General features: G+C 63.1%; 12 protein-coding genes, 1 tRNA gene and 1 riboswitch. Of the genes, 3 read left to right on the plus strand and 10 right to left on the minus strand.

What is annotated here, in order from left to right; all coding sequences use genetic code 11:
- Nucleotide 1 precedes the first annotated feature (1 nt).
- The 5 genes from AC1DCM_RS08580 to AC1DCM_RS08600 are packed head-to-tail and all read right to left on the minus strand — an operon-like array spanning nt 2 to nt 5247.
- On the minus strand, nt 2-814 hold the full coding sequence (locus AC1DCM_RS08580; RefSeq protein ID WP_477517968.1) for a sugar phosphate isomerase/epimerase family protein: 813 nt from the start codon (nt 812-814) through the stop codon (nt 2-4).
- Nucleotides 811-1629: a triose-phosphate isomerase family protein gene (locus tag AC1DCM_RS08585; RefSeq protein WP_477517969.1), complete on the minus strand. Its 819-nt coding sequence runs from the start codon at nt 1627-1629 to the stop codon at nt 811-813. Before AC1DCM_RS08585 ends, AC1DCM_RS08580 begins: the two co-directional genes overlap by 4 nt.
- Nucleotides 1613-2083: a ribose-5-phosphate isomerase gene (locus AC1DCM_RS08590; protein WP_477517970.1), complete on the minus strand. Its 471-nt coding sequence runs from the start codon at nt 2081-2083 to the stop codon at nt 1613-1615. Before AC1DCM_RS08590 ends, AC1DCM_RS08585 begins: the two co-directional genes overlap by 17 nt.
- Complete coding sequence (locus tag AC1DCM_RS08595; RefSeq protein ID WP_477517971.1) at nt 2080-3843, minus strand: dihydroxyacetone kinase family protein; 1764 nt, start codon at nt 3841-3843, stop codon at nt 2080-2082. Before AC1DCM_RS08595 ends, AC1DCM_RS08590 begins: the two co-directional genes overlap by 4 nt.
- A gap of 36 nt (nt 3844-3879) precedes the next feature.
- The gene (locus tag AC1DCM_RS08600; RefSeq protein ID WP_477517972.1) at nt 3880-5247 is read right to left on the minus strand and encodes an MFS transporter; all 1368 of its coding nucleotides are present in this window, start codon (nt 5245-5247) and stop codon (nt 3880-3882) included.
- A 211-nt stretch (nt 5248-5458) separates the two neighbouring features.
- On the opposite strand from AC1DCM_RS08600, the gene AC1DCM_RS08605 reads away from it, so the two are divergent.
- Nucleotides 5459-6202: a FadR/GntR family transcriptional regulator gene (locus AC1DCM_RS08605; protein ID WP_477517973.1), complete on the plus strand. Its 744-nt coding sequence runs from the start codon at nt 5459-5461 to the stop codon at nt 6200-6202.
- A 116-nt stretch (nt 6203-6318) separates the two neighbouring features.
- On the opposite strand, the gene AC1DCM_RS08610 is transcribed toward AC1DCM_RS08605, so the two are convergent.
- The 4 genes from AC1DCM_RS08610 to AC1DCM_RS08625 form a co-directional block, all read right to left on the minus strand.
- A tRNA-Cys gene (locus tag AC1DCM_RS08610) sits at nt 6319-6389 on the minus strand.
- A gap of 104 nt (nt 6390-6493) precedes the next feature.
- Nucleotides 6494-6967 (minus strand): hypothetical protein, encoded by a 474-nt coding sequence (locus AC1DCM_RS08615; protein ID WP_442002810.1) that lies wholly within the window; start codon nt 6965-6967, stop codon nt 6494-6496.
- 68 nt (nt 6968-7035) lie between these two features.
- Nucleotides 7036-7995 carry a formimidoylglutamase gene (gene hutG, locus AC1DCM_RS08620; RefSeq protein ID WP_477517974.1) on the minus strand — a complete coding sequence of 320 codons (960 nt, stop codon included), beginning with the start codon at nt 7993-7995 and terminating at the stop codon, nt 7036-7038.
- 73 nt (nt 7996-8068) lie between these two features.
- A complete protein-coding gene (locus AC1DCM_RS08625; protein ID WP_477517975.1) occupies nt 8069-9511 on the minus strand; it encodes an NCS2 family permease in 1443 nt (480 codons plus the stop codon).
- Nucleotides 9512-9624: 113 nt separating this feature from the next.
- Between AC1DCM_RS08625 and AC1DCM_RS08630 the strand changes: the two genes are divergently transcribed.
- Both AC1DCM_RS08630 and AC1DCM_RS08635 read left to right on the plus strand, forming a co-directional pair.
- Nucleotides 9625-10248: a copper resistance CopC family protein gene (locus AC1DCM_RS08630; RefSeq protein WP_477517976.1), complete on the plus strand. Its 624-nt coding sequence runs from the start codon at nt 9625-9627 to the stop codon at nt 10246-10248.
- 174 nt (nt 10249-10422) lie between these two features.
- Nucleotides 10423-10591: riboswitch (cyclic di-AMP (ydaO/yuaA leader) on the plus strand.
- 3 nt (nt 10592-10594) lie between these two features.
- Complete coding sequence (locus tag AC1DCM_RS08635; protein ID WP_442016433.1) at nt 10595-11365, plus strand: NlpC/P60 family protein; 771 nt, start codon at nt 10595-10597, stop codon at nt 11363-11365.
- 87 nt (nt 11366-11452) lie between these two features.
- Here AC1DCM_RS08635 and AC1DCM_RS08640 read toward each other — a convergent pair whose 3' ends face one another.
- Nucleotides 11453-12145: an FAD-binding protein gene (locus tag AC1DCM_RS08640; RefSeq protein ID WP_477517977.1), complete on the minus strand. Its 693-nt coding sequence runs from the start codon at nt 12143-12145 to the stop codon at nt 11453-11455.
- Nucleotides 12146-12327: the final 182 nt, after the last annotated feature.

Below are 12327 nucleotides of genomic sequence, written 5' to 3' on the forward strand. Positions count from 1 at the left end.
TTCACTTGCTCCTTAGGAAATCGAGGCTTTGTTGGGTCCACTGGTTTTCGAGGCGGATCGTTTCCGCTTCGGAGTCCTGCCACGGCAGCCAGTGTTCGACGATCTGGTTGATGTTTCTTTCTTTGGGCCGGATCTTCTTGACCATGTAGTCGTAGTCCAGAAGACCCTCGCCCAGGGGTGCGCCCGAGTATGTGAACCCGACCCACCCCTGCTTGCGACTGAACGCAAAGTCTTTGATGTGCATATTCAGGACATAAGGCTCGACGGCGTCAATCACCTCGCGCGGCATCTCCAGTGCCGCGACGGTGTTGGCGGGGTCGCTGCAAATGCCGAGGAAGGTGCTGTTGACGCGACGGACGACGTCCAGGATCCGTTCCGTGGGGACCTGTTCATAGGTCTCGATCGCGATCCGTACCCCGGCTGCTTCAAACTCGGGCAGGACTTCTTCGAAGGTTTCTACGACCTCGTCAGCGCCCGGCGTATGGCCGGGAACATTGAACATGGTCCGCAGCAGGTCTGAGCCCAGGATGCCTGCGAAGTGCAGGAACTTCCGCAGATGCTCCGGGCGGATCCCCTTGGTCCCGACTTCCAGCGTGATCCCCAGATCGTCTGCCGTGCGGCGGAGGGCGGCGAGGTCGCCGTCGTTCATGTCTTCCAGCGGCGCGTAGTCGCAGATCTGGAAGAGGTCCACGCCGAGGTTTGCGGCCTTCTTCAGCGCGTCATGGATACTCAGGGGTTCGCTGACCTGGTCTGAGAGCTGCCAGAAGAACGCGTAGCTGCTTAAACCGATCCTGCTCTGGCCAATCCTGCTCATGCCGCCACCTTCTTTTCCGTAGCAAGGCGTGCCGCTGTCTCGTCCAGGATGGTCTTGAGCGCTTGAGGATCGTGGGCAAAGCGGCCCAGGAACAAGCCCGCGACGGCGGTGTCCAGTTCGGTGATCAGGCCCGGTCCGGCGCTGCCGCCGTAGATGACCCGGCTGTCTTCCTGGCCCGGCAGTGAACGCAGGTGCTCGTCCAAACCACGGACCACTGCACTGATGTAGGTGGGCCTGGCAGGCTCCGGTGCGCCGATGGCCCATTGCGGCTCGTAGGCCACGATGGTCCTGGTGGTGCGGCCCAGAGACCCGGCGCCGTTGAGGGCTGCGTCGATCTCCGCGCTGCAGTGGGCGATGGCTTCCTCCGGCGATCCTGCGTTGAGTTCGCCAACACAGAGCACAGGGGTCAGACCGTTGCGGTAGGCTGCGGCGGTTTTGAGGCCGATGACCCGATCGTCTTCGCCGAAGATCCGCCGACGTTCGGCGTGGCCTACCTCGACGTACCGGCCGCCGATCTCAGCAACGGTCTTGCCGCCGACTTCGCCGGTGTAGGCACCTTCATCTTCCCAGAAGATGTCCTGCGCGCCGGTGCCAACGCCAGCCGCGCCCAGGATCCGGGCGCCCTCAGGTAACGCCGGCAGGCCCGGCAGCACGAACACCTCGATGTCCCCGCTGACCACCGCCGCGTGCTTGAACGCAATGGTGGCAACGTCCCGGCAGTAGTCGATGGAGCGCTGATAGCCGAAGTACATCTTCAGGCTCACGCCGATCACTGCCCTTGGACGGACGGAAGAGGGCTTAGCAGGAAGTGACACCTTCGTAGTCCTTAATCAGGGTGACTTTTTCGGCCGAGGCGGAAGCTTCGTCAAAGGTGTAGGTGAGCCATTCCTTGGCCAGGCGGCGGGCCAGTTCCAGCCCGACCACGCGCTGGCCGAAGGTCAGGACCTGGGCGTTGTTGGACAGGACCGAGCGTTCCACGGAGAAGGAATCGTGGGCGGTGACCGCCCGGATGCCGGGCACCTTGTTCGCAGCGATCGCGACGCCGAGGCCGGTGCCGCAAACCAACAGTGCGCGGTCCGCGTTGCCGGCGGCGATCAGTTCAGCCGCAGCGATGGCCACCGACGGATAGGGAGTGTGGCTTGTAGCGTCCACTCCGACGTCCGTGACGGACTCCACCAGTTCATTGGCCTCAAGGTCGGCCTTCAGGGCTTCCTTGTATTCGAATCCGGCGTCGTCCGATCCGATGACCAGGCGCAGTCTGGCGCTCATGCGTTCTCCTTAACTGGGGTGTTCTCTGCGGTTTTGGTTTCCGCGAAAGTCTTGTGGATGGCCCGGACGATCAGTGCCAGGGAAATGGCACCGGCATCGGGGGTTCCGAGGCTCTTTTCTGCGTGTGGGCGGGCCCGGCCCATCAGAGGCAGCAGTTGCGCGGTGGCCTCGGCTGCTTGCTGGGCTGTGGCTGCGGCGGTTCCCCATGCCTCGGGGAGGGAGCTTCCGCCCTCGACGCCGGCAGACAGTGAGTCGCGGAACGGTACTAGGACGTCAACCATGGTTTTGTCGCCCACTTTGGCTTTGCCGAAGTTCATGATCGCGGCGGCGGCATCGGTCACACCGGTGGCGACAGCACCGGCGTCGGGCGCGTTGACGTCACCCAAGGCATCCCCGACGGCCCGCAGCGCCATGCCCCAGAGGGCTCCGGACGTACCGCCGGCCTTGTCAGCCCAGGCATCACCGGCCAGGTTCAGAACCGTTCCGGCACCGGCACCAAGTTCGACGGCGTCTGCCGCGGCCTCGACGGCGGCGCGGACTCCGCGTTCCATGCCGATGCCGTGGTCGCCGTCGCCTGCGATCGCATCGATCCTTCCCAGTTCGTCCACGTTCGCATCGACTGCAGCCTTCGCGGCGCCAAGTGCCGCAAGGACACGGGCTGCCGCAACACGGGACTCCTCGGAGGCAACTGGGATGGAACGCTCCGCCTCGTCGTTACCCGCGGCGAGTTCATCGGCGTCGAGCGCGTGGGCTCTCACTGCGCCACGGCGGTAGGCCGGGGCGTCAGCGGGAGCGAGCCAGAGTTCCTCAAGTTCGGAATCCAGCCAGAAGAGCGTCAGGGAGGTGCCGGCCATGTCGAAGCTGGTAACGAGTTCGCCTACCTGTGGGTCAACTGCTTCGATGCCTGCTTCGGCAAGCAACTGTGCGACGCGACGGTAGACCACGAAGAGTTCCTCGTATTTAACGCTGCCGAGTCCGTTGAGGATCGGCACCACCCGTGCGCCCTGCACGGTGAGGCCGTCGGGGACCTCGGTGAGGAGGTCCTTGACCAGCAGTTCGGCGAGCTGGTCCGCCGTCGGGATGTCTGTTTCGCCGATCCCGGGTTCGCCGTGGATGCCCATGCCCACTGCCATGCGTCCTGCCGGGACGGTGAAGAGCGGGTGGTCCGCGCCGGGCAGCGTGCAGCCCGTGAACGCGACGCCGAACGAGCGGGTGCGGTCATTGGCGCGCTCGGCGATCTCGATGACGCGGTCCATGTCATGGCCGGCCTCAGCTGCGGCCGCGGCCACCTTGAAAACGGTGAGGTCGCCGGCGATGCCGCGGCGCTTGTGTTTTTCGGCCAGGGGAGCGGAGGAGATGTCGTCGGTGACGGCGATGCTGCGGCAATTAATGCCTTCGGCGCGGAGTTTGTCCTGTGCCTGGGTGAAGTGGAGGACATCGCCGGCGTAGTTGCCGTAGCCCAGGAGCACGCCGCCGCCGTTGTCCGCGGCCTTGGCTACGTTGTAGACCTGCTGCGAAGACGGGGAAGCGAAAAGGTTTCCCATCGCGGCGCCGTGTGCCAGGCCTTGGCCAACCAGACCTGCGAAGGCCGGGTAGTGGCCGGATCCGCCCCCGATGACCAACGCGACGGTGCCGGGAGTGCTGCGGGTGCTGCGGGCGACGCCGCCGGAGACGCGCCGTACCCAGCGGCCGTGCGAGGCGACGAATCCTTCGATCATCTCGTCAGCGAAGGCTGCGGGCTCATTGAACAAGCGGGTCATGCGGGGCTCCTGGAGCTTTGGATGGAAGGGGGAGGGTTACGGCTCGGCGTGGTGTCCGGCGCCTTGGGGGTCCAGGGCCTCAGCGGGGATGCCCTCAGAAGCCTTGCGCTGCCGGCTGAGGGTGACCATGAGAATCGAGGAGAGCAACATGAAGCCGCCGACGACGAACATGGGAACCGTGTAGCCGCCTGTCAGGTCCTTGAGCCAGCCAGTGATGTAGCCGGCGCTGAAGCCTGCCAGGTTGCCCACCGTGTTGATGAGCGCGATGCCCGCTGCAGCTGCTGCACCGGTGAGGAACTGTGTTGGCACGGTCCAGAAGTTGGGCAGCGCTGCAAAGATCGACATGGCCGTGATGGTGATGACGGCGATGGTTGCAGCCGGGGACCCAGCGAAGAGTGCCAGCGGGATGCTGACGCCGCCAATGAGCGCGGGGAGTGCAATGTGCCAGGTCCGCACGCCACGCTTGGTGGCGTCCTTGGACCAGAAGTACAGTGCGAAAGCAGCCGGCAGGTATGGGATGGCCGTGATCAGGCCCTTTTGGAAGACATCGAACTTGGTGCCGTAGAGGCCTTCGAAGCCGGCGATGATGGTCGGCAGGAAGAAGCCCAGGGCGTACAGGCCGTAGATGAAACCGAAGTAGATCAGGGAAAGCATCCAGACCCGGCCGTTGCCGAAAACGGTGCGGACGCTGACGTGCTTGTTGCTGGCCGTGGTTTCCTTCTTTTCCTTTTCAAGGGCGCTGGTCAGCCAGGTCTTTTCCTCGGACGTCAGCCACTTGGCCTTGGCGGGGGAGTCGGCCAGGTAGAACCAGGCGATGATGCCGATGAGGATCGCGGGGATGGCGACGCCGAAGAACATAAAGCGCCAGCCCTCAAGGCCGAAGAACACGCCGTGCTGCTGGATCAAGGCGCCTGCAAGCGGGGCGCCGATCACAGTGGTGAGGGGCTGGGCCAAGTAGAAGAGGGCAAGGATCTTGCTGCGGTGCTTGGAAGGAACCCAAAGGCTCAGGAAGAGGATGGCGCCCGGAAAGAATCCGGCTTCTGCCACGCCGAGGATGAAGCGCAGGATGTAAAGCTGGTCCACGTTTCCTACCCAGGTGAAGAGCAGGGAAACGATGCCCCAGCTGACCATGATGCGGGCAAGCCAGCGGCGGGCGCCGAACTTGTGAAGGGCCAGGTTGCTGGGGACTTCAAGAAGGATGTAGCCGATAAAGAAGACTCCGGAGGCGAAGCCGAATTGGGCCGCCGAGAGAGCCAGGTCGTTGTTCATGCCGTTGGGGCCGGCGAACGAGATGGCCGTGCGGTCCAGGTAGTTGATGAAGAACATCAGGGCGACGAACGGCACCAGCCGGATAGCCACCTTCTTGATTGCGGATTTTTCGACCACCGATTGTGTGGTGTCCACGTTGACTCCTAGATGTTGGTATCCCTGCGGATCCTGCATTGGATGCGCTGGGTTGACTCGTGTCCTTGCCGGGTAGGGGCCGGCGATAGCGAAGCTTGTGATTTAAACCATAGGACTGGATTCTAAATTGGTCAACCGGTTGACGAGTTAAACTTTTTGAAGTCATTTCGCCCCCGGGATCAATTGGTCATCCGGTTGCTACGCTGTGAAGGTGTCAGCGAACTCCGCCGCAGCAGCGGCCCATATGACGGCAGCCCTTGCCCCCATGGAGCAAGGCTCCGTTGTCTCCGAAGTAGCTGAGCGGCTGCTCGCCTACTTCACCAGCGGCGACATCGCGCCCGGTACGCGACTACCCGCCGAGCGCCAATTAGCTGCCTCCCTCGGTGTCGGTCGTTCAGCTGTTCGCGAGGCACTGGCCGCGCTGGAGATCCTGGGCATTGTGATAGTCCGCCCGGGCTCGGGAACATACCTGCGCGACGGCGTCTCCGAACTCTTGCCTCGTACGCTCAGTTGGGGGCTCATGCTTGGTGAGCCCAGGACCCGCGAGCTGGTCGAATTGCGCAGCGGGCTGGAGGTTCAGGCTGTGGAACTAGCGGCGCTCCGAGTCACGGATGAGGCCTTGGGCCGTATGCGCGCCAACCTCGACGCCATGGAAAAGAACCTGGACAACCTCACAGCTTTCGTTGAGGCCGATGCCTTGTTCCACCGTGAAATCGCCCACGCCTCCGGGAACACGGTCCTCGAAGAGCTCTTGCAGAGCATCCGCTCGCTACTGCGGATCTGGGTCGACAGGGCGTTGACCGATGAAGGCCATGCTGAAGCGGCGCTGCATGAGCACACCGCAATTTACGAAGCCCTCGTGGCCAGGGACGCTTCAGCGGTTTCCCTGTCCATGCGCTCGCACATGACGACGGCATCGCGTCGGCTCCTGGACGGGTTCGACGCAGCCCAGTAAGCTCTTTCGACCCCGCGAGATGGCACTTAAGCCCAATGTTTGGGCCAAACATTGTGCTTAAGTGCCATCTCGGCGGAGGGGTACCGGTGCTGGTGCGGCAGACCTGACCCCATCAGACGTGGTGGCGGGATTCGAACCCGCGTGCGCTGCTTTGCAGGCAGCTCCCTGGCCTCTCGGGTACACCACGTGCAAACGACACTAGGCGCCCGAACCCGGGCCGATCAAAGTTCATTGCCCCGGCTTTCGCAGGGCTACGTTGGCTTTCGGGGGACTACGTTGCTTTTCCCAGGATTACCGAAAAGCTACGGAACGTTGCCCTTGGTGACGTCCCCGCCGGGCCAGCCTGGAAACTCCCGCGGCGACCAGCAGAGTGAGAATGGCGGCGGCTGCGTGGGTGTAAAGCATCAGGTCAGCAGCATGCACTTCGCCTGAACCCGGCTGACTGTCCGCAGGAACGGCCACAGGCTGCTGGGGCTGCCCGTGCAGATGGTCAAGGAATCCGACGCCGGAAAATGAGCCCCCTAAAGCTTCGAAGCCGAAGAACAGCAGTTGCTGGGCCACGCCGGAGAGCAGCAACAACAGGATGGGCCCATGGATCCAGCGGGAAATCAGTTGTGCGGCCAAGGCAGAGAGGGCAACGAACGCCAGCAGGACGGGCATCGCAGGGGCACCGCCACCGGAAATGACGTGTGCGGCAAGACCGAGCGCGACAGCAACCGGCCCGGCCACCCAAGCCCACTTGTCCTGCAGAGGAGTTGCGCGCATCGCTGTCCTTCCCTTCCCCATAGGTTAAACCCAACAGGTTAAAGCAGGACAGGGACTGGGAACAGGCCCTACGCCAACAGCGTGTTTACAAGCCGTGCTGCCACTTTCGCGGTTCGTCCATCAATATCGAACTCCGGGTTCAATTCGGCAACGTCCACGTGCAACAACGTCCCGCTTGCGGCTACTTGGCGGCAAATAGCACTAATCACGGGCAGCGGCACCCCGTACGCAGCAGGGGCACTGACGCCCGGCGCCACCGAAGCGGGCAGTACGTCCAGGTCGATCGTCAGGTACAACACATCGATTCCAGCCACGAAGTCGGCTACGAACGTCTCGACGCGTTCCGCGGAACAGTCCTCGTCCAGCAAGTACTTCACGCCCAGGCGGTCAGCGGTGTCAAAGAGCGTACGGGTGTTGTTGGGCTCCGAGATTCCGACGACGGCGTACTTCAGTTCGCGTCCGGCTGCGAGTTCTTCCTGGGCCATCTGGAGGAACGGGGTACCGGAGCTCGGGGTGGGCTCATCACGCAGGTCAAAGTGGGCATCCAGGTTCAGGACGCCCAAGTGCTTTCCGCTACCCACCGCATTGGATCCGGCCACGCCCAGGTAGCTGGCAAACGCCGTCTCGTGGCCGCCGCCCAGCACCACGGTGAGGTTTCCGGCGTCGAGCAGTTCCGAGATGGCGCGTCCGGCGCGCTGTTGTCCTTCTTCCAGTGAGTCGTCCTCCACAACCACGTCCCCGGCGTCGAACACGTCACGATCCACGTGGAACGCCAGCGGGGCCAGTGCCGAACGAATGGCAGCCGGAGCCGCTGCGGAACCGGTTCGGCCCTTGTTGCGCCGCACCCCGGCGTCGCTGCAGAAACCCAGCACGACGGCGGGACGAGAGGCTTCAGGAGCGGCAGGGGAAGTAAGGGGTGCTATGGCCTGCCACCAGCGGCGATGTTCGTCGCCGTCGCCGTCAAAGCGGCCGGTCCATGGCGTGGGAAGGACGTCTACGGAGGGGCTGGTGCTGGTGTTTGGGGCCATGCCTTAAGCACACCCCACCTGCGTGCCAAAAAACAGCTTTAGCGTGCCCCAGTGTCTGAAATGCCGGACAACGCTACTTGACGCCCAACAACTCCTCCACAGTTCCGATGCCGAAGAACAGCAGGAAGGCGGCTGCCACTGCCCACATCAAGGGGTGGACTTCACGTGCACGGCCCTGGAAAGTGCGGATCAGGACGTAGGAGATGAAGCCTGCGCCGAGGCCATTGGCAATGGAGTACGTGAACGGCATGAGTGCGATGGTCAGGAACGCGGGAATGCCAACGCCCCAGTCCTGCCAGTCGATCTTGCCAACCTGGGACACCATCATGAAGCCCACAACCACCAGCGCAGGTGCAACGGCTTCGAACGGGACCAGGTTGATGAGCGGCGTGAAGAACATGGCCACCAGGAAGAGCAGGCCCGTGACAATGGAGGCCAGACCGGTGCGGGCACCTTCGCCAATGCCCGCGCCCGACTCAACGAAGATCTGGTTGGACGAAACGGACGCGCCGCCACCAACGATTGCGCCCAGGGCATCAACCTGCAGGACGCGGTCCACGTTGGGAATGTTGCCGTGCTCGTCCACGGTTCCGGCCTCGTTGGCCAGGCCCACCATGGTGCCCATGGCGTCGAAGAAGATGCTGAGGAGGATCACGAACGCCAACAGCGCAGCAGCCACAAATCCGAGGTGTTCAAAGGCCCCAAAGGGGTTGGCTTTGCCGATCAGGGAGAGGTCCGGAGCGCCCCATTCGGAAAGTGTGGGGGCCACCAGGGACCAGCCACGCGGGTTGACGTTTTTCCCGTCGAAGCTGGGACCAATGTGGAGCGTGAACTCGAGGATGGCGGCCAGGGCGGTAGACACCACGATGCCGATCAGGATTGCGCCGCGGACCTTGCGCACTACCAACGCGATGGTCAGGATCAGGCCGACGGCGAACACCAACGTCGGCCAACCCATCAACTTGCCCTCCACACCCAGGCCGAGCGGGACAGTGGTGCCTGCGGCATCCGGAATTCGCCGGACAAAGCCGGCGTTCACAAGGCCGATCAAGGCGATGAAGAGGCCAATGCCCACTACGATTGCCGTCTTAAGGGCTTCCGGGACGGCCCTGAAAACGGCCGTGCGGAATCCGGTGAGTACCAGGATGAGCATGGTGACACCCGAAAGCACCACCAGCCCCATCATGTCCGGCCACGTCAGCCCGGGGTGGGAGGCAACGGTCACGGCCACGAACGCGTTCACTCCCAGCCCGGTTGCCACCGCGAAGGGGTGCTTGGCCCAGGCGCCCATGAGGATGGTCAGGATGCCCGCCACGAATGCAGTCGTTGCCGCTACGGCCGTGAAGCCAAGAGATGCTCCGCTCGAGTCTGCCCCGGAGAGGATCAGCGGATTCAGCACCACGATGTAGCTCATGGCGAAGAAGGTCGCGAAGCCGCCACGTATTTCCCGCGAGTAGGTGGACCGGCGCTCGGAGATTTTGAAGTAGCGGTCGATTGCAGAACCTTGTTTCAGCATGAAGGTCTCCGGGGATCGGGGGAGTTTGCTCTCAAATCCTATGCCCGCCGATGCGGGGTGCCGGGACGATTCGCCTAGTCTGTAAGGAAGCCAACACTAGGAGAAACCGCCCCATGCGTACCATCCGCCCGCTTCTGGCCGCCGTCGTAGCCGCTATTGCGTTCGCTTCCGCGTTGCTGCTGGGCGCCGCTCCGGCCTCCGCGCACGACGTCGCCGAATCAACAACTCCGGCCAACGGTGCGCGGGTAGCTGAAGTGCCGGCGTCGGTGTCGATCACGTTCAACAACCGGCCACTGGCCATCGGTTCGGGCGTAACTGTCACCGCTGGGGGCGAAAACTGGGCAGATGGCGCAGTGGAGATCATCGACAACATGGCTGTCCAGAAGCTGCGTCCGGGCGCTCCGGCTGGCGAATACACGGTGGTGTGGCGCGTGGTCAGTTCAGACTCCCACCCGATTGAGGGAACCTTCAAGTTCACTGTTTCCGGAACAAGCACGACGACGGCGAGCGGCTCAGCAGGCGCCTCCCCATCGGCTTCGGCGGCTGTTCCGACGGCGGGGACGGCAGCGCCCGGTACCGAAAATAGTGAGCCCGCTCCGGCAGTTTCCCAACCCTTCCCCTGGAGCATTGTTGGCCTCGCCGTCGTGGCAATCGGTCTCGTGATCTTCCTCGCTGTTACAGCCCGGAAGAAGCTGGCGGCTCCGAACGAGCCGGATGACGAAAATTCCGCGGAATAACGGGGTTTTCTACATACTTGCGAAGATCTCGAAACGGTCACTGCGACACGCCAAAAACGAACTGCTCGTTACGTAAATGTGACTTTGAAGTGATCTTCCCGTACGGTTGTACTTGTGCCTGTTCCACGTAACGGGCATTTCCGGGCTGATTGCCTAGCTCTGCCACAGTCCGGAATCCGTTCGCAGACAAACCTACGGCAGAGACGGGGAACCCATTTTGGCCCGCTTTCAGAGCGCGCCTTGGGGTGAAGTCACGAAGCTTCCGCTGCACAGCGGGGGATAGTGGCCGGGTGACTCCCATCCGAATCCGACAGCTAACCTCGCAGGCATCGGGAGAGGCTCTTTCATGTCTTCACGCATTCTTCGCGGCCGTCGTAAGGCGGACAGCGTACGTCCTAATCCGTTCATTTCCATCTCCAAGGCTGTTGCCAGCAACGCATCCGGCGCAGGTCGCCAAGCCGCTGTCATCGCAGCAGCTTCAGGCCTCGTCCTGACAGGCTCCATTGCTGCCCACGCAGCAGAGACCCCTGTTCAGCGCGACTCCAGCCCTGCTACGGTCGCCGAGACCGTCACTGAGGGTCCCACCAAGGTTGTTACGGCCGCCTCCACGGCCACGATCAACTTCGAGCGCCCTGCGGTTGCTTCCGTTGCGGCTCCCGTTATTGAAAAGCCGGCACCCGTTGCTCCGGCTCCGGTTGCCAAGCAGGCCCCAGCAGCGGCCACTGTCAAGGCCGCCGCAACTACTACGGCTACCGCTCCGGTGGCAGCCGCGCCTGCTGCTGCGGCTCCGGCTGTTGGTGGCGTCAACGCCGCTATGGTTGCCTCGGCTTACGCCCAGATCGGCATCATGCAGGATTGCACCGCCATGGTGGAACGGGCCCTCGGCTCCGCAGGCATCCCGGTTGGCGACCTCGCACCCATGCAGTTCCTGAACTACGGCAAGGTTGTCAGCGACCCCCAGCCCGGTGACATGATCGTCCAGTCCGGCCACGTAGCCATCTACATCGGCAACGGCCAGGCCATCAGCGGTGGCATCAACGGCAACCAGACGGGCATCCACCCGATCAGCTGGCTCACCGCAACCGGCCCCATCACGTACGTACGCGCTGGCGCCTAAGCTTCACGCTCCAACTCAAAAGGCCGGCGCCTTCGAGGACTAACGTCTTCGGAGGCACCGGCCTTCTGAGTTAACTTTTGTTCGTTTCTAAGCCAGGGCGATGCCCGGCGAAGCTGGTAGAGCCACCTTGGCTGAGATTGCTTGCCCTACTGCCTTGGCTTGCCGGAGTACTTCCTTGGGCGTGGGTGTAATGAGTTCCCCCACGCCTACCAAGTGCATTCCCACGGCACGCATGGCTGCCACGAGGTTCTGGCCTATGGCGATTCCCAAGTCCGTAAGCATTCGGCGCAGTTGGCTCTGGGCGCAGCGCGTCACCACGATGTGGTCGGCCAGAAGAACTCCTGTGGCTGTATGCACGGCCCATTGCCGTGGGGTGGATTCAAGCGGGCCGTAAACGCCCAGCCCAGCCCTCTGGCTGGCCGTGTTCAGGCTTGCTGCGAGTCCATATCCAAGCTGCTGGGACGAGTCGCCGCCCAGGAAGTCCAGACGAACAGCGCGTGTGGTGGTGCGGACATCCAGGTGATGGCTTGCGGCGTAGTTGCGCAAGTGGCGCAGGATCTCGTTGCGTTCCTGCATTGCCGCGGGGTCCGCTGCGTCGCAGCGCTGGAGCATTCCCGTATGGACCGATGGTCCGGTGGTGGACAAAGTACCAAAGCCATCCAGCACGATGGAACCTACGCCATAGCGGCTGAGCTCGCTGGCAACAGCCAAACCGGACAGGCCGGTACCGATCACCACGGTGGTAGTCCGTTCCGTGACGGAATCAGGAGTGAGTGACACTGCTTGGGTTCCTCCTTGACGTGTGTGCCTTTCGGCAGCGCGTGGGATCGCGTCCGTGTTCCCCAAGCGGCCGCAAATAAATGGCCGGATTGTGTCCTGGGACACTTTTGCCGGCCATTCGGTGACTCGAACACTACCGAACTTTTTCTGCCATGGATAGCCTCGGCGGCAGCGTGTTTTGG

The sequence above is a fragment of the Paenarthrobacter sp. 10N417 genome (genome assembly GCF_056394745.1).

Coding starts and splice junctions, on each gene's coding strand:
- AC1DCM_RS08595 (WP_477517971.1), bottom strand. CDS start 3,843: ATGACCCGCTTGTTCAATGAGCCCGCAGCCTTCGCTGACGAGATGATC.
- AC1DCM_RS08580 (WP_477517968.1), bottom strand. CDS start 814: ATGAGCAGGATTGGCCAGAGCAGGATCGGTTTAAGCAGCTACGCGTTC.
- AC1DCM_RS08590 (WP_477517970.1), bottom strand. CDS start 2,083: ATGAGCGCCAGACTGCGCCTGGTCATCGGATCGGACGACGCCGGATTC.
- AC1DCM_RS08630 (WP_477517976.1), top strand. CDS start 9,625: ATGCGTACCATCCGCCCGCTTCTGGCCGCCGTCGTAGCCGCTATTGCG.
- AC1DCM_RS08615 (WP_442002810.1), bottom strand. CDS start 6,967: ATGCGCGCAACTCCTCTGCAGGACAAGTGGGCTTGGGTGGCCGGGCCG.
- AC1DCM_RS08635 (WP_442016433.1), top strand. CDS start 10,595: ATGTCTTCACGCATTCTTCGCGGCCGTCGTAAGGCGGACAGCGTACGT.
- AC1DCM_RS08625 (WP_477517975.1), bottom strand. CDS start 9,511: ATGCTGAAACAAGGTTCTGCAATCGACCGCTACTTCAAAATCTCCGAG.
- hutG (WP_477517974.1), bottom strand. CDS start 7,995: ATGGCCCCAAACACCAGCACCAGCCCCTCCGTAGACGTCCTTCCCACG.